The sequence below is a fragment of the Acidimicrobiia bacterium genome (assembly GCA_040880805.1).
Classification (GTDB): domain Bacteria; phylum Actinomycetota; class Acidimicrobiia; order IMCC26256; family DASPTH01; genus DASPTH01.
The window spans coordinates 1-21,328 of sequence record JBBDHW010000054.1; the positions used below are offsets into that span (position 1 = coordinate 1).

The 21,328-nt window shown below is 68.6% G+C and carries 21 protein-coding genes and 1 tRNA gene; 9 read left to right on the top strand and 13 right to left on the bottom strand.

Annotated features, from left to right (window positions below; translation table 11 throughout):
- The 3 genes from WD271_14065 to WD271_14075 all read left to right on the top strand — a co-directional run.
- A partial coding sequence (locus tag WD271_14065) for an alpha/beta fold hydrolase (GenBank protein MEX1008955.1) occupies positions 1–881 on the top strand: 881 nt, incomplete at its 5' end.
- A gap of 2 nt (positions 882–883) precedes the next feature.
- On the top strand, positions 884–3,565 hold the full coding sequence (locus WD271_14070) for a non-ribosomal peptide synthetase (protein ID MEX1008956.1): 2,682 nt from the start codon (positions 884–886) through the stop codon (positions 3,563–3,565).
- 10 nt (positions 3,566–3,575) lie between these two features.
- The gene (locus tag WD271_14075) at positions 3,576–4,766 is read left to right on the top strand and encodes a cytochrome P450 (protein ID MEX1008957.1); all 1,191 of its coding nucleotides are present in this window, start codon (positions 3,576–3,578) and stop codon (positions 4,764–4,766) included.
- A gap of 24 nt (positions 4,767–4,790) precedes the next feature.
- Here the strand turns inward: WD271_14075 and WD271_14080 are convergent, their stop codons facing one another.
- The gene (locus WD271_14080; GenBank protein ID MEX1008958.1) at positions 4,791–6,014 is read right to left on the bottom strand and encodes a cytochrome P450; all 1,224 of its coding nucleotides are present in this window, start codon (positions 6,012–6,014) and stop codon (positions 4,791–4,793) included.
- A gap of 209 nt (positions 6,015–6,223) precedes the next feature.
- Between WD271_14080 and WD271_14085 the strand changes: the two genes are divergently transcribed.
- Entirely contained in the window at positions 6,224–7,126 is a 903-nt protein-coding gene (locus tag WD271_14085; protein ID MEX1008959.1) for an FkbM family methyltransferase, read from the top strand.
- A gap of 85 nt (positions 7,127–7,211) precedes the next feature.
- Here WD271_14085 and WD271_14090 read toward each other — a convergent pair whose 3' ends face one another.
- The 7 genes from WD271_14090 to WD271_14120 form a co-directional block, all read right to left on the bottom strand.
- Entirely contained in the window at positions 7,212–7,640 is a 429-nt protein-coding gene (locus WD271_14090) for a type II toxin-antitoxin system VapC family toxin (GenBank protein ID MEX1008960.1), read from the bottom strand.
- Complete coding sequence (locus tag WD271_14095; GenBank protein ID MEX1008961.1) at positions 7,637–7,924, bottom strand: type II toxin-antitoxin system prevent-host-death family antitoxin; 288 nt, start codon at positions 7,922–7,924, stop codon at positions 7,637–7,639. The genes WD271_14090 and WD271_14095 overlap by 4 nt, the downstream gene beginning before the upstream one ends.
- Positions 7,925–8,063: 139 nt before the next feature.
- Positions 8,064–8,138, bottom strand: a tRNA-Ala gene (locus tag WD271_14100).
- Between the two features lie 37 nt (positions 8,139–8,175).
- Complete coding sequence (locus WD271_14105) at positions 8,176–8,520, bottom strand: MmcQ/YjbR family DNA-binding protein (protein ID MEX1008962.1); 345 nt, start codon at positions 8,518–8,520, stop codon at positions 8,176–8,178.
- Positions 8,517–8,987, bottom strand: coding sequence for a VOC family protein (locus tag WD271_14110; GenBank protein MEX1008963.1), 471 nt, complete (start codon positions 8,985–8,987; stop codon positions 8,517–8,519). Before WD271_14110 ends, WD271_14105 begins: the two co-directional genes overlap by 4 nt.
- On the bottom strand, positions 8,984–10,831 hold the full coding sequence (locus tag WD271_14115) for a M3 family oligoendopeptidase (protein MEX1008964.1): 1,848 nt from the start codon (positions 10,829–10,831) through the stop codon (positions 8,984–8,986). Before WD271_14115 ends, WD271_14110 begins: the two co-directional genes overlap by 4 nt.
- Positions 10,824–12,110, bottom strand: a complete 1,287-nt coding sequence (locus WD271_14120) for a cytochrome P450 (protein MEX1008965.1) — start codon at positions 12,108–12,110, stop codon at positions 10,824–10,826. The genes WD271_14115 and WD271_14120 overlap by 8 nt, the downstream gene beginning before the upstream one ends.
- Positions 12,111–12,191: 81 nt before the next feature.
- On the opposite strand from WD271_14120, the gene WD271_14125 reads away from it, so the two are divergent.
- Positions 12,192–13,361 (top strand): amidohydrolase family protein, encoded by a 1,170-nt coding sequence (locus WD271_14125; GenBank protein MEX1008966.1) that lies wholly within the window; start codon positions 12,192–12,194, stop codon positions 13,359–13,361.
- 42 nt (positions 13,362–13,403) lie between these two features.
- Here WD271_14125 and WD271_14130 read toward each other — a convergent pair whose 3' ends face one another.
- From WD271_14130 to WD271_14150, 5 genes are read right to left on the bottom strand one after another with little or no spacing between them, the layout of a single operon-like run.
- Complete coding sequence (locus tag WD271_14130) at positions 13,404–14,204, bottom strand: DUF1906 domain-containing protein (GenBank protein ID MEX1008967.1); 801 nt, start codon at positions 14,202–14,204, stop codon at positions 13,404–13,406.
- Positions 14,201–14,737, bottom strand: a complete 537-nt coding sequence (locus WD271_14135) for a hypothetical protein (GenBank protein MEX1008968.1) — start codon at positions 14,735–14,737, stop codon at positions 14,201–14,203. The genes WD271_14130 and WD271_14135 overlap by 4 nt, the downstream gene beginning before the upstream one ends.
- Positions 14,738–14,786: 49 nt before the next feature.
- Positions 14,787–15,782 carry a hypothetical protein gene (locus WD271_14140; GenBank protein MEX1008969.1) on the bottom strand — a complete coding sequence of 332 codons (996 nt, stop codon included), beginning with the start codon at positions 15,780–15,782 and terminating at the stop codon, positions 14,787–14,789.
- Complete coding sequence (locus WD271_14145) at positions 15,779–15,916, bottom strand: hypothetical protein (protein ID MEX1008970.1); 138 nt, start codon at positions 15,914–15,916, stop codon at positions 15,779–15,781. Before WD271_14145 ends, WD271_14140 begins: the two co-directional genes overlap by 4 nt.
- Entirely contained in the window at positions 15,916–16,542 is a 627-nt protein-coding gene (locus WD271_14150) for a class I SAM-dependent methyltransferase (protein ID MEX1008971.1), read from the bottom strand. Before WD271_14150 ends, WD271_14145 begins: the two co-directional genes overlap by 1 nt.
- Before the next feature lie 26 nt (positions 16,543–16,568).
- On the opposite strand from WD271_14150, the gene WD271_14155 reads away from it, so the two are divergent.
- From WD271_14155 to WD271_14170, 4 genes are all read left to right on the top strand, one after another.
- Positions 16,569–17,183 carry a methyltransferase gene (locus WD271_14155; protein ID MEX1008972.1) on the top strand — a complete coding sequence of 205 codons (615 nt, stop codon included), beginning with the start codon at positions 16,569–16,571 and terminating at the stop codon, positions 17,181–17,183.
- A gap of 14 nt (positions 17,184–17,197) precedes the next feature.
- The gene (locus WD271_14160; GenBank protein MEX1008973.1) at positions 17,198–17,725 is read left to right on the top strand and encodes a TrmH family RNA methyltransferase; all 528 of its coding nucleotides are present in this window, start codon (positions 17,198–17,200) and stop codon (positions 17,723–17,725) included.
- Between the two features lie 32 nt (positions 17,726–17,757).
- Positions 17,758–19,293, top strand: coding sequence for a class I adenylate-forming enzyme family protein (locus tag WD271_14165; GenBank protein ID MEX1008974.1), 1,536 nt, complete (start codon positions 17,758–17,760; stop codon positions 19,291–19,293).
- 134 nt (positions 19,294–19,427) lie between these two features.
- Entirely contained in the window at positions 19,428–21,254 is a 1,827-nt protein-coding gene (locus tag WD271_14170; GenBank protein MEX1008975.1) for a phospholipid carrier-dependent glycosyltransferase, read from the top strand.
- The last annotated feature ends 74 nt before the right edge of the window (positions 21,255–21,328 follow it).

Sequence of the window (21,328 nt, forward strand, 5' to 3'; positions counted from 1 at the left end):
AGCTGTCGGCGCCCGTGCTGCTCGAGTCGCCCACGGTGGCAGGCCTCGCACCTCGCCTCGTGAGTCAACGCGAGCGGAGCGCGCCCACCGTGGTGCAGCTCCGCACCGGCTCTCCGCTCGGGCACGGAGCCGACGCCGGAACTCCCTTCTTCTGCGTCGCCGGCGGTGGCTCGCCCGCGACATCGCTCCGAGCGCTCGCCGAGCTCATCGAGGATCGCCCCTGTTACGGCATCCAGGCACGCGGGCTCGAGGAGCGCGCGCTGCCGGACCGCAGCGTCGAAGCGTGCGCGCGCCGCTACCTCGCCGAGATCCGCGCCATCCAGCTTTCGGGGCCGTATCTCATCGGTGGGTTCTCGTTCGGCGGGCTGGTCGCGTTCGAGATGGCCTGCCAGCTGCAGGCTGCGGGTGAGCAGATCACGCTGCTTGCGATCATCGACACGACCGCGCCCGGCCGGAGGCCGAACGCCGCTGCGCGCCGAGCCGAGCGGCTCGAAGGAACCTCGCTCGCAGCCAAGCTCCGCAAGGTGCCGCGAGCGATCACCGGACGCGCGCAGTTGAGCTTCGAGCTCGCGAGTGCGGGGCTCCTCCGCCGTCGCCTCCGTCAGTACCGAGTGTTCTTCCTGCTCTCGCGACGCGCGGGGGAGCGATATCGGCCGTCGGCGCGCTTCGACGGCCCTGCGCTCGTCGTTCACGCGAGCATCCGCGACGCCGACGAGCCCCACCTCGAGGAACCTGATCTCGGCTGGGGGCCGTTCCTGCGCGGCCGGGTAACGACGACCGAGGTCACCGGTGATCACCTCGGGATCATGCGCCGACCCCACGTCGCGACGCTCGGTCGGGAGCTTGGTCGCGCGCTCGACGACCACGGGGCCGGGAGTTGACGGTGGAAGCGCCGCGGCACGTCATCGAGACTGCGCCGTGGCAGCGCACCGTCATGTTTCCCGAACGCCGGGATCGGTCGCTGCGGGGGGCGCTACGTACCCTCGCCGACACGATTCCCGACGAAGTGGCGCTCCGGGAAGACGACCGAACGGTCACCTACGCGGAACTGGCGTGGATGACGGACGCAGTTGCGCATGCAGTGTACGAACCCGTCGGCTCCGGGCCGGTGACCGTGATCGTCGGTCACGGGATCAACGCCGTGGTGATGACCTACGGCGTGATCGCGGCGGGCCAGACGATGGTGCCGCTCGACGGAGAGGATCCCGTCGACCGGCTCGCGCTCGTGCACCGCGAGACCGGCGCGAGCGTCACCGTCACCGATCGTGCCCACCTCGAGACCGCGAAGTCGGCGATTGGCGGGCCGCTCATCGTGCTCGAGGACGTGCTCGCTCGCGGTCAGCAATCCTCGGCGCTGCCAGACCCCGATCCCTACGACCTGGCGTTGGTGCTGTTCACGTCGGGCTCGACCGGAACCCCAAAGGGTGTGATGCGCGACCACGCGACGATCCTGCAACACGGAATGTCGTCGACATACATGAACGGGATCGTCCCCGGCGATGCGATCTCCTTCATCGGTTCGTTCGCGTTCATCGGTGCGTACAGGTCCTCGCTCGGCGTGCTGCTCGGCGGCGCGACGCTCTGCATGCACGACTACCGGACCGATGGCCTCCGGAACCTCCCCGACTGGGTAGTCGCCAACCGCATCGCGGTGATGCAGTTCGCGCCCTCGGTACTGCGCGCGCTGACCGACGCGGCCACCGCGAGCGGCGCGCCCCGTATGGACTGCGTCCGCCTCGTCACACTCGGCGGTGAGGCGCTCTACGGGCGCGACATTCTTCGCGCGCGGCCGATCTTCGGACCCAACACGGTGTTTTGCAATCGCTTCGGTTCCAGCGAGACCGCTTTGATAGCTGGCTGGACCATCCCCCTCGACATCGATCTCGACGAAGACAGCACCCTGCCGATCGGTGAGCCGGAGCCCTGGACCGAGTTGCGGATCGTGGACGAGGACGGGCAACCGGTGGCAGATGGCGAGCCGGGCTTGGCCGACGCGATCAGCGATCACGCTTCGCTCGGCTACTGGCGTGATCCGGAGCTCACCGCCCAGAGGTTCTGGACCCTCCCTGACGGCCGGCGCGGCTTCCATACCAGCGACCGCGTCCGCATGCGTCCCGACGGTCTCCTCGAGCATCTTGGGCGCGCCGACGACCGCGTGAAGGTCCGCGGCGCGATGGTCAGTCCGAGCGAGGTCGAGCGCTTGCTCGTGCGACTTCACGATGTCGTGCACGCCGCGGTGGTACCGGCGCCCGCGCGCGACGGTGGCACGCGCCTCGTCGGGTACGTCGTCCCCGAGGTCGGTGCAACACCGAGCGCGTGGCAGCTCCGACGCGACCTCGCGGGAGGGATGCCGACGACGATGGTGCCCAGCGCGATCGTGCTGCTCGACGAATTGCCGCGAACCCCACGCGGCAAGGTCGATCGCCGTGGACTTCGTCCGCCGCCCGACATCGCGCGCCGTCCGTACCGCGCGCCGGTCGGCCGTGAGCAGATCCTCGCCGACCTGCTGGGCAGTGTGCTCGCGGTGGAGCACGTGGGGCTCGACGACGACTTCTTCGACCTCGGCGGCGACTCGCTCGCCGCGATCGAGCTCATGTCCGCGATCGACGAGCAGTTCGGGATCGACCTACCGCCGTCGACGTTGCTCGAGGCGCCGACCACTGCCGAGCTCGCGCCCCTGCTCAACCATCGGCGCGCGCGCGGCTCCTCCACGGTGGTCGCGCTCCAGACCGGTCCTCCGTTCGGGCCCAGAGCCGGCACCGGCACCAGGACGCCCTTCTTCTGCGTCGCGGGTGCCGGTTCACCCGCGACGTCGTTGCGCGCGCTCGCGCACGCGCTTCCCGGCGATCGCCCGTGCTACGGCATCCAAGCGCGCGGACTCGAGGAACGTGCGCGCCCCGATCGGAGCGTCGAGGCGTGCGCGCGCCGGTACCTGGCCGACCTGCGCGCGGTCCAGCCCAGCGGGCCGTATCTACTCGGGGGACACTCGTTCGGCGGGCTCGTCGCATTCGAGATGGCGTGCCGGCTCGAGGCGGCCGGCGAGCAGGTCGCGCTGCTGACGATGCTCGACGCCCTCCCGCCGGGCTCCCGCCCTCCGATCCCTTCTGTCACCGAACGCTTGCAACGCCCCCGCGAGGAGAAGACCCGCGCTCTGCGCGTGCAGGAGCTCGCCAAGTCGGCGATGGGTCACGCGCAGGTGGAAGTCGAGCTCGCGTGGGCAGGATTGGTCCCGCGGCGGCTTCGGCAGTACCGCGTGTTCTTCCTGCTTGCGCGTCGGATGACGCGCAAGCATCGAACGCAGTCGACCTTCACCGGACCGATGCTGCTCGTCCACGCCACGGTCCCCGACCCCAACCTGCCGAGCCTCGGTTCCCCCAGCTCGGCATGGGCACCGTTCGTCCGCGGACCGATCACTTCGATCGCGATCGCAGGGACGCACACCGGAATCATGCGCCGTCCGCACGTCGCCGAGCTGGCGAGCACGATCGACGCCGCGCTCGACGCTGCCGACCACGCCCAACCCTCAACAACCTTCGGCGCCGCGCATCCGCTCGCGTCAACGTAGGCTCACGCGTGTGACGGAGAGCACACTCGAGTACCCGCCGTTCGAGTATCGGCCGTTCGGGCGCGACACGTGGCGTGATCCGTACCCGCTCTACCGCCGCCTGCGCGACGAGGACCCCGTGCACCGGACGTCTCGCGGCTACTGGGTGCTCACGCGGTTCCAGCACGTGTTCGACGCCGCGCGCGACACCGGCACGTTCTCGTCCGCGCACGGGCTCACCTTCGACGACGAGGGCGCCAACCTCGGTGTTCAGACGATGGTGTTCATGGACCCGCCCGACCACACGCGGTACCGGCGGCTCGTGAGCCGTGGCTTCACGCCGCGCAACGTCGCAGCGCTCGAACCCGCGCTGCGCGCGCAGGTGCGCTCTCACGTGCAGGCGCTGCGGGAGGGCAGGCGCGGCGACTTCATTACCGGCCTGGCGCGTCCGATCCCGAGCTGGGTGGTGGCGCATTACCTCGGCGTACCCGAGGAAGATCGCTTCCGCTTCGACGAGTGGACCCAGGCGATCGTGCAGGCGAGCTACGACGCGGGCATGACCGCGGCCACCGCCGTCGCCGACCTGTCCGCCTACTTCATGGGACTGATCGAGGTGAAGCGCCGCTCGCCGGCCGACGACGTCGTGTCCGACCTGATCCGCGCCGACAACGAGGGGCACGGCATCGGGCTCGAGGGAATCCTCGGCATGGCGTTCGTGATGATCGCCGGCGGCAACGACACCACCACCGGGCTGCTCGGCGGCGCTGCCGAGCTGCTCACCACCTATCCCGACCAGCGGCAGCGCCTGCTCGATGACCCGTCGTTGATCCCGAACGCGGTCGACGAGCTGCTCCGGCTCACATCACCGGTGCAAGGGTTGTGCCGCGTGGTATTGCGCGACGCGGAGATCGACGGCACCGCGATCGCTTCGGGCGACCGGGTGCTGCTGTGTTACGCGTCGGCCAACCGCGACGAGCGCGAGTTCGGTGACGACGCGGCAGAGCTCGACGTCGGTCGTTCGATCGAGCGGTTCGTCGCGTTCAGCGTTGGCTCGCATTTCTGTCTCGGCGCTGCCGCGACCCGGTTACAGGGAAGCGTCGTACTCGAAGAGCTGCTGCGCGCGTGCCCCGCCTTTACTGTCGACGCCGACGCGGGTGTGTTCGCCGACGGTGGCTTCACCCGTCGCTACGAGTCGCTGCCGTTCGATGCCGGCGCGCCGTAGCCATACCGAATCGCTGAGATCGGTTCAGATGGGCCAGGAAAGCATCAGGTCCTTGACCGACCGGAGGCCGGGGGGATACACGAGCTCTTCGTGGCCGGGCTTCAACCCGTACACCGGGATGCGGCGGTGCCACTCGCGCAGCGTGAGGCGCAGCTCGCGGCGGGCGAGGTGCGAACCGAGGCACCGGTGGATGCCGGCGCCGAAGGCGATATGCGGGTTCGATTCCCGGTCGAAACGCACCTCGAACCCGTCGGGGAACTCGGCAGGGTCGACGTTGGCCGTGCCGTAGCCGGGGAGCACCATCGTGCCCGCCTCGATCGCGAAACCGCACACCTCGGTGTCCTTCAGCGCCTTCCGCGGTACGCCGCCGGGGACGGGCGTCTCCCACCGGAGGAGCTCCTCGACCGCGTTCGGGATGATCGACGCGTCGTCGACGATCAGCTGTCGCTGCTCGGGATGCTGGGCCAGGTACGCGAAGAAGCACGTGAGCGAGTCGCTCACGGTGTCGAGGCCGGCGATGAGGAAGAGGAAGCAGATGTCGAGGATGTCCTCGCGGGTGAGCCGGTCGCCGTCGACGTCGGCCTGCAGGAAGTGGGTGAGGATGTCGTCCTGCGGGTTCCGCTCGCGGTCGTCGAGGAACTGCCCGAAGTACTCGTAGATCTCCTTGCCGGTCTCCTTCTGCTTGGCGAGCATCTCCTCGAGGGTGAGGTCGACGCCGGCGACGCGCAGGATGCCGTCACGGAGCCGCAGGAACGTGTCGAGCTCTTCCCACGGCAGGCCCATCAAACCGAGGAACACGGCCGAAGGGAACAGCTCCGCGAACTCGTCGGTGAAGTTGCACTCGCCGCGGTCGATGAACTTGTCGATGAAGTAGTTGATCCGCTGCGTGAGATCGGCCTCGGCTGCGTCCATTACCTTCGGGGCGAACAGCGGGTCGAGCAGCTTCCGGAACTTCGAATGCTCGGGCGGATCGATCTGCAACGGGATCATCGGGCGGATGTTGCCGAGCTCCATGGTGCCGGCACTGGAGAAGTTCTGCCGGTCGCCGAGCACCGTGACCACGGCCTCGCGACTGACGGCCTGGACGAAGCCCGGGAACGGACACGAGATCCCGCCACTCTCCTCGAGCAACTGGAGGTAGCCGGGCTGCGGCCCCGACCGGTCGGCGGCCGACATCATCTCGTTTCGATACAGACCGACCATTGTCGCGGTCTCGTCGCTCATCGGGTCGGTCGCCTCGTCAGTCATCGGCCCCCACTCCTCAACATCACTCGATCCATTCCGGGTGCCCAGGATACGGGCACTCGGCGGTACCGTCGCACCCGCTGGACTGCAGGTTCGGACGGGCGGGAGACCGTGCAAGACGACGAGTGCTCTCGAGCGCGGCGACCGGATACACGCGAGCGAGTGAGGTGCTCCGGTGAGCCCCGTTCGGGCTCACCGCTATCGTGACCGCCATGAATCGCTGGGGCCGAGCGGCGCGGTCCCTCGTCCGGCGCCCCCAGCTCTTCGGCCGGCTCGGGCTCTACGCAGGCAACGACGACAGCGCGGGAGTCGCCTGGGCGCTCCGGCGACTCCTCAGTCCGGCGAGTCGGCACCGGCTTGCAGCAACGCTGCTGTTCGACGCCACGGTCATCATGGACTTCGAGGCCGGCGGGTTCCGCTGGCTGGTCCCGACCGGCGACGAGATCACCGCGGAGCTGCTGGCCCACGGCGAATACTCCGCGACCGCGGTCCGTTCCCTCACGCGATGGGTCCGGGCCCACCCGCGCACACGCGGTTCGCTCGTGATCGAGGTCGGCGCCAACGTCGGCACGAGCACATTGCCGCTCACGCGGGAGGGTTGGAACGTGCTCGCCATCGAGCCGGTGCCCACCACCTTCTCGTTCCTCGAGACAAACGTCGAACGCAACGGTCTCTCGGATCAGGTCACCTGCGTGCAGGCCGCGGTCGCCGAGCACGACGGAGAGGTCTTGATGCAGGTCTCACGCGCCCACGGCGCGAGCCGTGTCGTGGACCACGGGCCCGGCGCCATCCCAGTCCCCGCTCGGCGTCTCGACGGTTTGCTCGCAAGCTGCGGCGTGCCCGAGACGGACGTCGCGTTCGTTTGGTGCGACGCGGAGGGGAGCGAGGCGGCGGTCGTCGCGAGCGGAATGGCACTGTGGGCGGCCGGTGTTCCGCTGTACGCCGAGATCGACTCGACGACCGACGCCGCGGCCGTCCAGCACGTCTTCTCACATTTCGTCGTCGCACACGATGAGATGCCGTACACCGCCGTCGCTCGACCCGTCGGCGAGCTCGCCGAGCACATCTCCCGCCTCGAGCGCCAGGACAACGTGTTGCTCCTCCCCGCCGGCTGAAGGGGGCTCCTCTCCGCGACGCGACAGCGCTGGCGAGTTCCCGTCCGCAGATAACACCAGACGGCCCGGCGCCGGGCTCGAGTCTTCAGTCGGCGGCGTCGATCGGATTGGCGACGTGCAAGCCGCGACGACCGGCGGCGCCGCACAGATCCGAGTCCGCGCTGGTCAGCAGATCTGCACCGAGCTGCAGCGCCGCGGCGAGGTGGATCGCGTCGTACCCGCGGAGACCCTCCTGCTCCGCGAGATCCCCGGCCGCGTCCACGAGTTCTGCTGTGATTTCCACAATCGTGAACTGCTGCCACAGGCCCGCGAGCTCGGTTGTCGTGCGTCGCACTTGCGCGCGAGAGAGTCGCCCTCCGCGATCGGCGGCCGCCAGCGCGGCGCGCGCCTCGACGTGCAAGACGCGGGCAGCGGCAACGACGTCAGCGCTGTCCCAGATGACGGCGGCGCTCGCTGACCCCGGTTCTTCGATCAGCAACTTCAGCAGCGTCGAGGTATCGACGTACGTGATCACCGCCGCTGTTCACGCACCAGATCACTGATCGTCGTTGTGGCACGGACACGACGCGCCGGTCGGTGTCGCGTGCTGTCCTTGGGTGCCTGTACGACACCCGCCGCAACGAGCGCGGCCAAGCGATCAGTGCCCACATCTATTGACGTGAGCCGAGCCACCGGGCGGCCGTGATCCGTCACCACGACCTGATCACCAGCACGCACTCTCTCGAGATAGCGGCTCAAGTTGTTCTTCAACTCCCTCACCCCGACCTCGACCGACACACCACTTGTAGCTACCGTCATGCATTAAGTGTAGCCACAATCCGAGCGGATACACGAGCTGGCCTCGAGCAAGTGACGGGCGATCCGACGACGGGCCTTCGTAGACGCCATCCGTGATACATCGGCTTTCCAACGAGCGAGGCTCCGCTGGAAGCCGAAGTGGAGACGATGGGACTCGAACCCACGACCCCCTGCTTGCAAAGCAGGTGCTCTAGCCGGACTGAGCTACGTCCCCAGAAGACCCGCAAGCGTAGCGCCGGCAGTGTGCAAGTTCAGCCGTCCTTACCGCGGTCATCGAGCGTCGCCGCCACCCGCTTCGGTGCCTTGCGCAGCCATGCCTCCATGATCAGCTCGCGCACGCGCGCAGGTTTCGCGCCCTCGAGGTCGACCCGCAGGCACAGGCTTTTCCCGGTCCACCACTCCTCGAACGCGTCTGGATCCTCGGCGACACATGCCCTCGTCTCGTCGTCATCGACGGCGAGGTGGAGGGAGCGCTCATCGGGCGTGGCGGACGCGAACCGCTTGCCGCGCACTTTGAACGACGTCCAGTCATCGTGCGGTTCGTCGGCCGACTCGGGAAGAAACCGAACGAGCTTCGTGACGGAGTCGAGCCTCACGACCCTGACCCGTCACCGAGGGTGTGCGGGATCCATTCTTGGGGATCGACGTCGGCGACGGACTGCGTGAACGTCCAGGCGTGACGGCCGACGTCGCGCGCCGAGTACTGCCGCTCACCGAATCCGTAGGTCTCCACTGGCAGCAGGATCTCGGCCCCGCAGCCCATCGCGTGGTCGTGATGCCGGTCGACGTCCTCGACCTGCACCATCAGGGTGTGGCTGAGCTCGTCGGGGCGGGGCGCCCGGAACGTCAAGCGCTCAGCCGTTCCATGACCAGTTCGCGGGCCGCGTACGAAGATCGAACCGCCACCCACGTCGAGCTGCGCGGTGAAGTCATCGGGTGGTCCCCAGCGAAGACGCTCGCTGAAGCCGAAGACCTCGCAGAGCCACTCGACCGCCGCGGCGACGTCGTCGTACACGAGGCTCGGCACGATCGGCCCGGGCGGTGCCGACCGGTTCTCGATCACGGTTCCCCCGTTGCGTCCCGATCGGCAGGACGTGCGCCGGTCGCCAAAGCCGCCGCGGCGCGCGCGTGTTCGTCGACGTGGCCTCGCACCACGTCGAGGCTCGCGGCCCAGAAGGCGCCGTCGTGTACGTCGACGCCGAACCGTGCCGCGAGCGCGGCCGCGTCGGCCATCCCCGTCGCGGACAACAGCGCGTCGTATCCGTTGCGGAAGCGTTCGGGATCGTCGACGTAGCGCGCGTAGAGACCGATGCCGAAGAGGAGCCCGAAGGTATACGGCCAGTTGTAGAACGGCGTGAAATAGTGCGGCTTCACCGCCCACATGTACGCATGACGAGCGTCCGGGTCGAGGCCGTCGCCGTACGCACACTCCTGCGCGTCGAGCATCGTGGTGCACAGTTCCGACACCGAGAGGGCAGTGCGTTGCCGGCGCCGGCACAGCTCGCTCTCGAAGAGGAACCGGCTGTGGATGTCGACGACGACCTGCGTGGCCCCGACGAGGTACGTGTCGAGCAGCGCCAACCGCTCGGTCACGTCGGTCGTGTGGGCGAGTGCAGTCTCGAAGAGCAGCGTCTCGCAGAAGATCGACGCGGTCTCCGCGAGCGCCATCGGCGTGGTGCGTTGGATGGGCGTGCGGTCGGCGAGCGCGACGTTGTGGTACGCGTGACCCAGCTCGTGCGCGAGCGTCGACACCGAGTCGTGACTGCCGTCGAAGTTCATCATCACGCGACTGACATCGTCACCCACCGACATGCAGTACGCGCCGCCGCGCTTGCCGTCGCGGATCTCGGCGTCGACCCACCGCTCCGAGAACGCGCGTTGCGCCAGTGCCGCGAGCTGCGGCGAGTAGCCATCGAACGCGGCGTGAACCAACTCGGTCGCCCGGGGCCATGCGACCTCCCCCGCGTCACCGAGCGGTGCGAACAGATCCCACCACGGGAGCCCGCCGTCGTGGCCGAGCACACGTGCCTTGGTGCGCAGGTAGCCGCGAAAGCTCGGGAGCGAGGCGACAACGGCTTCCGTCATCGCGTCGAGCGTGCTGCGGTCGACATTGTTGAACCTGAGCGCAGGCTCGAGATCGTCGGCGTACTCGCGGCGCTTGTTCAGCACCGCCAGCGCTCCCTTGGCGCCGTTGAGCGCCGCCGCGAGCGGCACCGCAGCACTCTCCCACGCGGCCAGTTCGCCCTCGTACGCGGCGCGCCGGCGTGCCCCGTCGGGATGCGTCGCGAGCCCTCGGGCCAAGGCCATGGGCGCCCGTTCGACCGTGCCGCCAGGCACTGCGATCTCGACGACGAGCTGCGAGGACACATCGCCATGCAGCCGTTGCCACGCGAGCACGCCCGACGGCCCGAGCTCTGCGGCGAGCGATTCCTCCGCCTCGCCCATCTGGAACTGCGCGTCGGCGGCCGCTTTCTCGAGCGCGAACACATGATCGGCCGCCGCGTCGCCGCCGGCCGCAAGTTGCTCGACGCCGAGCGCTGCCAGCCACGCGCCCAAACGCTTGCTCAGCGGTCCGAGCGCAGCCGTGCGGGTCTGCAACTCGACGGACAGCGCCATGGCGCGCTCGTTCCGGCTGTCGGTCGTCACCAGCCCGTGGAGGTACGCGCTGACTGGCCGGAGCTCCGTGTGAGCTTCGTTCGTCGCGTTCAGGACCTCGTCGAGGGCGGCGATGTCGGCGGCGGTCGGCTCGCGGCACTCCACGTTTCGGATGCCGAGCTCGTCGTAGAGCGCGCCGAGCCGGTCGACGTTCGCGAAGATGCTCTCGAGTGCGTCGGTGAACGCGCGATCGTCGAGGGCGGGAAAGATTGGCGTGAGGTCCCAGCGCGGCGCTGGATCGGTCTCAGCCACGCGAGGGCTCTACCGGCGGAAACTCTACCGGCGGAAACTCGACGGGCCGAAACTCGACGGGCCGAAACTCGACGGGCCGAAACTCGACGGGAAGGTGCGCGACCTCACAGCTGCCCACGGCGGTCTTCAGGCGCACGCCGGTTCCGAGACGAGGTTGGACCCAGCGCGTGGTCACGGCGCGCAGCACCTCCTGGATCTCCATTCGGGCCAGCGCGGCCCCGATGCAGTAGTGCCGTCCGATCCCGAAGATGAGCTGCGGTTGCGGAAGCCGACGGGTCACGTCGAAGCGATCGGGATCCTCGTACACATCGGGGTCGCGGTGCGCGGCGTCGAGGTACGCGGTCACCAGCGTTCCCGCGGGAACCGCAACACCGAGCAGCTCCGCGTCGTGTTCGTTGAAGTGCTTACCGTGGCGGATCACCGGTTCGAAGCGCGCGCACTCCTCGACCGCTCGCTCGACGAGCTCACCGTCGTCCGCGACGAGCCGCCACTGCTCAGGGTGCTCGCAGAGGAGCCAGACCACGAGACCCATCGAATGCGTGGTGTTGTCGACCGACGCACTCAGCACCTCGGTGAGGAGCGATCGCGCATCCCCGTGCGTCAGGACACCGTCCTCGATACCCCTCACGAGAGCACTCGTGATGTCGTCTCCCGGTGCGCGTTGCTTGGATTCGAGGAGGTCGTCGGCGAAGTGCCGCAGGACCCGGAGCGCCTCGCGCACGTCGTCCATGACCGCGGGGTCGCCGGAGAACGCCTGCAGCGCGATCGCCGACCAGTGCGCGAGCTCCGGCCCGCGCTCGACGTCGCATCCGACCATCCAGCAGAAGATCGTCGGTGGGATCCGAGTCGCGACGTCGGTCATGAACTCGCAGCCCCCCGCGTGGGCCACGCTGTCGAGGAGCTCGCTGACCAGGTTCGCGGTGTGCTCACGGAGTGTCTCGATCCGTCGCGGAGTGAACCAGGGCATCACGACGCGGCGCAGATCCTGGTGGTCGCGGCCTTCCGAGCCGAGCAGGGTCCGAGGACCTTCCACCGCACCACCTTCGCGACTGGCTTCGCGACTGGCTTCGCGACCGGCATCGGGAGCCGCACGGCGCATCATCTCGAAGATGCCCGGCCGGAACGCGGCGTCGAGCAGCAGCGCGTTGCATCCGGCATACGAGAGCACGCCGAGCCCGGTCGGTGTGCGGACGATCCACGACTCCTCACGCGCGGTTCGCAACTGCCCGTGGGGATCGGCGGCGAAGGCGTCGGTCGTGTGGTCGAGGAACGGCAGCACGCGGCAGCAGCGTATCGGGCAGCTATGACGGCCGGCCCGGGGTGGTTTACGCTTGCGCCAGCCAGAGAGACGGGGGAAGCAATGAGCGCTCAGCGACCGGTCATCATCTCGTGCGACGGCCACGCCACGGGGCGTCCCGAGGACTATGTGCCCTATATCGAACCCGCGTACCACGAGCAGTACGACGAGTTCGTTCGCGTGCTCGAAGCGGCACGAGCGGCGCGTACGAAGGCCACCGAAGAGGATCGCTCGTTGTTCTCCAAGGAGGGCTCCGAAGCATTCGAGGCCGAGACCGGCAACGCTCGGGACGGCGAGTGGAACTCACCGCTGCGCACCGAGGTGCTCGAGGGTGAAGGCGTCGTCGCCGAAGTGCTGTTTCCCAACGGTGGCGTGCCGTTCGGGGGGTTCGGCGAGTCGGCCCAGCACGAGCTCCGTGGTGCGGGCAACCGCGCGTACGACCGCTGGCTGCTCGACTTCGCGAACGACACACCCGGTCGGCGCGCCGCGCTCGCGATGGTCACCGTGCACGATCTCGATGCAACCGTCGCCGAGATCAAGTGGGCGCGTGAGAACGGGATGAAGGGCGTGATCATCCCCACCCTTCCGGGTGAGGGGCTGCCTCCGTACTACGACGAGTGCTACGACCCGCTGTGGGCAGCGTGCCAAGACTACGACATGCCGGCGCACATCCATGGCGGGAGCGGCACACCGAACTACGGCGACTATGGCGCCGTGAGCATGTTGATCTATGCCACGGAGACCGTGTACTTCGCGCACCGCCCGCTGTGGTTCCTGATCTGGGGTGGTGTCTTCGAACGGTTCCCGCGCATGAAGTTCGTGTTCACCGAATCGCGCTCCGACTGGGTACCGAGCACGCTCACGTACCTCGATGGCATCTACTCGCAGCGGTTCTTCAGCCATATTCGCCAAACGGTGAAGCTGAAGCCGAGCGAGTACTGGGAGCGGCAGTGCTACGTGGCCGCGTCGTTCATGGGTCCCGACGAGTCGGCGATGCGCCACGAGATCGGCCTCGAGAAGCTGATGTGGGGCGCCGACTACCCGCACGTCGAGGGCACGTGGCCGCGCACTCGCAAGTCGCTCGCGCGGTGCTTCCATGGTGTCCCGCTCGACGAAGCACGCGCGATCCTCACCGACAATCCGGCGAAGCTCTACGGGTTCGACGTCGACGCACTGCAGCCCGTCGCCGACCGCGTCTGCCCCTCCGTGCAGGAGTTGACCGGCGTCGCCTGAGAAGCCTCGTCCTTCTCGCGCATTGCCAGACGAGCCTCGCTCCTACAACGGATGCGTGGGGCCGTCGACCGCGTTGCTGTCGATGTTGATGGTCACGCCGCCCCAGGTCTCGTTGTGGCCACCCTTGAACTGGTGCACGCGCTGGTGGTTCGCCCACAAGCTGTCTGACAGCGGGCAGGTCGACGTGTTGAACCCGAAGATGTTCGGCGTGTTGTTCCACGCCGCGATCCAGATCGCGTTGAGCTTGTACGTCGCGGTCGGATATCCGGCGGCTGAGTCGACGATGCCGGAGCAGAGGCTGCTGTACAGGCCGGCGAGGTACCCCCGGGTGTTGAGCCCTCGAGTCCAACCGTTGTCGAACGCCAGGATCGCCTTCGTGCAAGCGGCGTTCTTCGGGTAGGCCTCGAGGTCGTAGTAGACCGGAGTGAGCCAACCGAAGCCGAGCGAGGACAAGCGGGTGGCCGCGGCCAGCCCTTCGTTGTATCCGGCGGTGAATGCGGCAGACTCAGTGGCCGGGAGCTTCGTCACGCTGCTCAGCGCGGTGCACGGTGCCTGCGGGCCGACCCAGAGCGGCAACAGCTTCCAACCGTACTCCTCCACCAGGCTGATCCACCGAGCGGTGAGGTTGGGTTGCGCGCATCCTCGGTTCGCGCCGCCGACGTAGACGCCGATGCTGGTGAACGGCGAGAACGTCCACCAGTTCTGCATGGTCGCGGACGACGGCGCCGCGCACGCATCGAATCCCTGTGGCGGGGTGGGTGGCGAGGTTCGCGGCTTCGGCGGGAAGCAACCCGCGAGCGCGAGTGCCAGCACCACCGCGAGCAGCGGCAGTGCGCGCTTCACGCTGCCGCTTTGAAGGTTTGGAGGAGCTGTTGCCCCGCGGCTTCGTCGTTGAACGAGATGGTGACGGCGACACCCGCGCCGGGGAGCGCGGCGCGCACCTCGTGCTCGATCGCGGCGCGCGGATCCGTCGCGACTGCGAGGCCGTGCGCGTTGGCCGTACCGACGGTGTCGGCGGCCGTTACCGTCGCACCGTCGAGGGGTTCGACGAGCACGGCCTCGGACCGCCCGAACACATTCGCCGGGCACTGCATGTCCTCGCCCGGATGACCGAGGTAGACCGCGTGCACGTCGAAGCGCACGCAGGTGCTGGGGTCGGCGTCAAGGTCGTAGACCGGCCAGTCGCCCGGAACCGTGAACTCGACGCCGCGGTACCGCACCGTCTGCGTACCCGCAGCCGCCGTGGGCTCCGCTTGTGGGCGTGCGTTGCGAGCGCTGACCTCGGGACCCGCCGAGCCGCAGCCGAACGCCGCGACCGCGACGAACGCGGCCAACGCGACAGTGACCCATCGGGGATTCCTCAACGTGCGGTTCATTTGGGCTCTCCTCAGCGCTCGCGCTGGCCAACGAGGATACAGCGTGCGTTCAGGCGACCGCGACCCCCTCGAACACGGCTGCCTTCACACCCCGTCGCGCGAGTTCGGCAAGGAACGGCGCCGGCTTGACCGCGGTTCCGAGCCCGAACGCCCCGGGCACCGCCTCACCTACGTCGGGGAGCGCGCCCGCCAGCCACGCCGTCGCGACGCCGAGCACAGTGCCTGCCGCGACCGCCGTGCGCTCGATCACGCCGTAGACGACCGTTGCCCGCTCGCGACCCCGCCATCCCCAAACCTCTGCGCGTACCGCTCCGAACCCCGCAGCCGGATCGCGGCGGCCCGGCGGCGTGAAGCGCCGCACCACGGGAACACCAAGGCGCACCGTCACGCGTGCCACGCCGGGAGATGCGGCCGCGAGCAGTTCGACGCCAGTCGCGACAAGCTCGCACTCGCGCGCACCGACCGGGTCCGGGAACCAGATGAGCTCGGCGCTGCGGTGACGGCCGATCTCGACGGGTCGGTCGCGCCACTCGACGCTCGGCTCGCGTTGCGTGCGACGCGCGAGGCCCGCGCACGCGGGGCCACCGATGCCGAAGCGGGCGACGTGGACCTCGTCGACTGAGTCGAGCACTCCCGCCGCGTGTCGCACCAGCACGTCGGCCAGCCCGGGTGCGAGACCACAACCGGCGACGACGAGTGTGCCCCGAGCGCGCGCCGGCTCGTCGAGCGCAAGCAGCGCGGTGAGCGCAGCATCGTGGTCCGCAACCGAGGCGAACGGCACCCCGCGTTCGACCGCCGCGCGCGCGAGCGCGGCGTCCGCACCTGCGGGCACCGCCGAGGCGATCGCCTCGATCGACGGTGGGAACACCGCCTCGTCGGAGAGCACCCATGCGTCGGCACCGTCGTGCAACGCGTCGGCGACGGCACGGGCGCGCGCCTCGGTTCGAGCTGCAACCACGACGCGGTCGATGCCAGGCGTGTCGAGCAATTGACGCGCCGCGCGCACACCGGTCTCGCCGAGACCGGCGACCAACACGGAGGTCACCGGAAGTCGGGTCCCTGCAGCTCCCGCCAACCGCCGCTCGTGGGCGGCACCCGGCCTTTCCCCCGTACCTTCACGACGACGCTCACCGCGACCGCGATCGCCCCAACCAAGAGGCCGCGCTGGTAGGCCTTCATCAGACGCGGGAGTCTACCGACCTGCCCCAGACCGCGAACAGGGGGTCCCCCCGATGGGCGGGCGGTGTCCGGCGATCGATGGCCGGCTCCGCGAAGCCGCCGGACCGGCGGAAGTACTCGGCCACGATGACACAGTGCTCCTCGTCCGACGCGGCGAGCCAGCCGCGGATCGCCTTGGTCGGGAAGCACCGATTCGAGAAGGTGCACACGAAAGGGCCACCCGGGCGGAGCACGCGGGCCACGTCGCGGAACACCTCGATCGGGCGAACGAGATAGTCGACCGACACGCAGCACACCACCGCGTCGAACGACGCGTCGGAGAACGGCAACTCGGGCTGCGCGTTGAGGTCGTGCACGATGCGCGCCGCAGCCTGCGGGTTCTCGGCCAGCTCCGAGGGATTCATGCCGAGCACGGTGAGCCGAGCGGGCGCATTGCTGAAGTGGGACACCCACGAGCTCATGAGATCGAGCACCTCGCCGTTGATCCCCAGCTCGTCGTAGAGCGCACCTACCGCGGCGATCGCGCTGTCGTCGATATGGGTGACGAGGCGTGGCCACGAGTAGAAGTGCGCGTCGTTGCTCGCGTCGGCTCGGTCGAAAAAACCGGGTGGGGACGGCTCGTTCACCTGAGATTGGGCAGACTGGTGGCACGATGTCCCACTATTTCGACAAGCGTCCCGACGTCGGCTCCGATCGCGCCACGGTAACGCTCGCCGTGGACGACCGGGTGCTCACGCTCGCCACCGACCGTGGGGTGTTCTCGCGCGGTCAGATCGACGCGGGCACCGCCGTGCTGCTGCGGAAGGGGCCGGCGGCGCCCACCGGCCGGCTGCTCGACCTCGGCTGCGGGTACGGACCGCTCGCGCTGGCGCTCGCCGCTCAGTCCCCTGATGCCGAGGTGTGGGCGGTCGACGTCAACGAGCGCGCCCTCGAATTGGTTGCGGAGAACGCGGCGGCGAACGAGCTCACGAACATCACGGTCGCGGCAGCCGACGCGGTGCCCGACGAGCTCACGTTCGACGCCATTTACAGCAACCCGCCGGTTCGCATCGGCAAGGAGGCGTTGCACGACCTCCTCAGGTCGTGGTTGGGGCGGCTGACCAGCTCGGGCGCGGCGTATCTTGTGGTGCAACGGCACCTCGGGGCGGACTCGTTGCACGCATGGCTCGAACGCGAGGACTACCCCACGAGCCGCCTCGCGTCGAGCAAGGGATACCGCGTCTTGGAAGTCCACCGGCTCCGTGCCGGAACGGCGGAGGGCCGATAAGGGGTGGAGAGTCGGTGAAGCAGCTCAGGAGCGTCGAGCAAAAGCGCCTGCACCGCTCGTGGCAGCGTCGCACCGAGCAACGCGTCGCGCTGTTGCTCGACGGCGTGCAGGACCCGTTCAACGTGGGAAGCATCGTGCGCACGGCTGCCGCGCTCCGCGTGGAGCGCCTGTATCTCTCCGCGCACGCAACCACACCCGCGCACCCGAAGGTCGGGAAGACCGCGCTCGGCACCGAGCGCTACCTCGAGTGGACGGAGTACGACCGAGTTGCCGGCGCGGCGGCGGCCGCGCGCGAAGACGGGTTCGTGATCGTCGGTCTGGAGCTCGCCGACGAGGCGGTGCCGTTCTTCGAGCTCGACCTCGCCGGTGACGTGTGCATCGCGCTCGGGAACGAGAGCAACGGTCTCGACGATGCGGCGCTCGAGTGTTGTGACGCCGTTGGCTACATTCCCCAACTCGGCCGTGTCGGTTCGCTCAACGTGGCCGCTGCGACCGCCGTCGCGTTGTACGAGGCGCGCCGGCAGGGCTGGCAGACGAGTTGACGCCTGGCCTCGCTCATCAGGACCCAGCCGAGGTGGTTGCGTACAAGCGCGCCCGGTGGTGGGGAGACACGACCGTCGGTGACTACGTCGCCCGGTGGGCAGGCGAGCAGCCGGATGCCACCGCGTTCGCGGCCGGGAACCACAGGATGTCCTGGGCCGAGTACGACACGCGCACGACTCGACTCGGTGGAGCGTTGATGGCCACCGGGATGCGACGCGACGCGCGTGTGGCGGTGCTGCTCCCCGACGGTGCCGCCGTCCACGTTGCGTTCGTCGCCGCCGAGCGCGCGGGCCTCACCGTGGTCGGTATCGGCCACCGCGCCGGCGAGGCCGAGCTCCGCCACCTACTTGGGGCGACCGGCGCGGAGGCGATCGTCGTGCATGCCGACGACGAGAATCGTGTGCCGGCTGCGACCGACCTCGCCCGGCTCGTCGTCGACCGTGACGGCCGGTGCGAGTACGCCACACCGAGCGTCGACGCACAAGCCCTGGCTACGAGGAGCCTGGGCGCGGATGAGCTGTTCCTCGTGAATTCCACGTCGGGCACGACCGGGCTCCCCAAGTGCGTGATGCACAACCAGAACCGGTGGATGTACTTCCACCAGCTCGCGGCCGCCGCCGGAAAGTTCACGAGCGACGACGTATTCTTCAGCGCGCTCCCCGCGCCGTTCGGGTTCGGGTTGTGGACCTCGCACGTCACGCCCACGGTGCTCGGGTGCACCACCGTCGTCCAGGAACGCTTCGACGCCGACGAAGCGCTGCGCGCGATCGAGCGCGAGCACGTCAGCGTGCTCGCGTGTGTGAGCACGCAGTTCCTGATGATGCTGAACTCGCCCGAGCTCGAACGACTCGACCTCAGCTCACTGCGATGCATGTTCACGGGTGGGGAAGCCGTTCCCGAGGAGCGCGCCGCGCGCTTCGAGGACGTCACCGGTGCGCGGGTTCTGCAGTTCTACGGTTCGAACGAGACTGGCGCGCTCAGCCGCACGACTATGGACGACGACCGCGAGCACCGGTTGCACACGGCGGGGCGGGTCATTCCCGAGATGCAGGTGCGGCTGATCGACGACGACGGGCGCGACATCACCGAGCCCGACGTTCCCGGCAACCCGGTCTGCAAGGGCCCCGCGACGTGCTTCGGCTACCTCGACGACGACCGCGCCAACGACGAGCTCTTCACCAACGACGGGTGGATGCGAATCGGTGACGTGTGCGAGATCGACGCCGACGGCTACCTGCGCGTGGTCGGCCGCACCTCCGACATCATCATCCGGGGTGGCAAGAACCTCAGTGCGCCCGCGATCGAGGCCGCGGCGGCTGAGCACCCGGCGATCGCGGTCGCGGCGGTCGTGGCGATGCCCGACGAGATCTTCGGCGAGCGGGTCTGTCTGTACGCGGAGCTCCGAACCGACACCGCGCTCGAGCTCGCCGACGTCGTGGAGTTCCTCGCCGAGCGCGGTGTGTCGCGCGAATGGCTCCCCGAACGGCTCGTGGTGCTCGACGCGCTCCCCCGCGCGTCCGGAGGCAAGGTCGCCAAAGGCGAGCTCCGCGCCCGGCGGGGCAGGTAGGTCCGCACCGCGCGAGAGTCCGCCGTCTCTGAATCCAGCCCAAGGATGATCCGATCCACTACCTCGCCCTACTTGTCGGGACGCTGCTCACACTGACGAGCGGTTGGTGTCTGTCGTCGACACTCGACTCTCGTTTGGAGAGGCTGCTCGCGACGCTCGTGGCTGCCGTAGCTCAGATCGTGGCCACGCTGCTGTTCGCGGGGCTCGTGCTCCGCTCTCTGTCGACGGCGACCGTCCTCCTCGTGAACGGTGTCGTGACCGGCGCGGCGATCTCCATCGCGGCGCGCTCCGCCGACCTTCCGCGGCGCGTGTACCGCGAGTGGGCGGCGATGCGCAACGTCAGGGTGAGGCCCACCTCTCTTCGCGACGCCTGGGCGTGGGTGCTCGGCGTGGCGGTCGTCATCGAGACGGCGTACCTCGCGCTCGCCGCGTATGTGTTGCCGTCCGCGGCCTGGGACGCCATGACGTATCACCTCGTCGCGGTCGCATCGTGGATCCGCGGCGACAGAATCTTGATCACGCCACTGCGGTTGTTTGCGAACGTCTATCCGATGAATGGCGAGCTGACCTTTCTCTGGGTGGCATCACTGACCCGGAGCGACTTGCTCGTCGACTTGCCCCAGCTCGCGTTCGCGATCATCGGCGCGATCGCGGTGGCCGCCATCGCGCGCACGGTTGGCGTGTCGAAGTCCGGCGCCATTGTGGCGGCAAGCCTGTACCTGCTCACGCCGATCGTGCTCGCTCAAGCCACCAGTGATTATGTCGATCTCGTGCTACCCGGCTTGTTCCTCGCCGGCTTCGCGTTTCTCCTGCGCTACCTGCTCGCGGAGAACCAGGACGGTGACATGCAAGCCGCTCTCGCGCGTCGCCCTGCCACCCAACTGGTCTTCGCAGGTGTCGCGTGCGGACTGGCAGTTGGCTCCAAGTCGACCGGCGCGCTGTACGGCGCAGTGGCGGCGCTCGTCCTGGTCGGCAATCTCGTGTGGTGGCGGCGCCGGCGGCAACTGTCGTGGCGCGCGTGCGGCATTCGGTTGACGGCGTTCCTGTTGCCGATCGTCGCGCTGGGGTCGTTCTGGTACGTACGCACCTGGGTCGAATACGGAACTCCCACCTACCCGTACAGCGTCTCGGTGGCAGGCGTCGAAGTGTTCAGCGGCGTCGACCCGTCGTCGGTGAACGTGCCTCCGGACGCGATCCGCAAGTATTCGGGCCCTCTTCGCACACTCGCGTCGTGGGCTCACCTGACCAGTGGCTACACGTACGACCAGCGGCTCGACGGCTTGGGTCCGCAGTGGCTCCTCTTGGAATTGCCTGCGCTCGTGCTCTTCGCGGTCTACTGCGCGTTGCGCCGACGGTTGCTCTTCTTCAACTTCGTGTTGCCGTTCACGGTGATCGTTGCGCTGACGCCGTCGAATTGGTGGTCGCGGCTCACCGTGCTCCTCGTTGCCCCCGGAGCCGTTGCCCTGGTGTTCCTCATCGAGCAGATACGGCGACGGTCGATTGTCCTCCTGCTGGAGGCAGCCACCATTGTGCTGGTCGTGGCAGGCTGTGCGCTCTCCGCCAAACGCATCACGGTCCTCCAGCACTCGTTCCCGGCGGCAACCGTGCTCCCCGATGCAACCAAACCTCGGAGCGAGCGGACGCTGGGCAAGCTCGTCTTGCCGGAGTACGGATGGACCGACACCGTGCCCCGCAACTCGCGCATCGGCGTCGATCCGATCGACGTGCCGAACAACTTCCTGTTCCCGCTGTTCGGCACCGACTTCCGAAATGAAGTGATCGCGCTCTCGACTCGAGATCTCACCTCCGACTCTCTGCGAACCACGTTGCAGCGCTCACACATCGACTACTTCGTCACGCGCAAACACAGCCCACGCGACGACATCGCGAAGGCGAATCCCCAAGCATTGGAGCCGGTCTCGGCGGTTGGCGACCTGCGGGTGTACCGGGTACGCGTCTAGTCGGCTGCTCGATCTACCCCGCCGCTCGCCGCGCTTGTCGGCTGGGCGCAGCCGTCGTCGTATCCTTGCGGTTC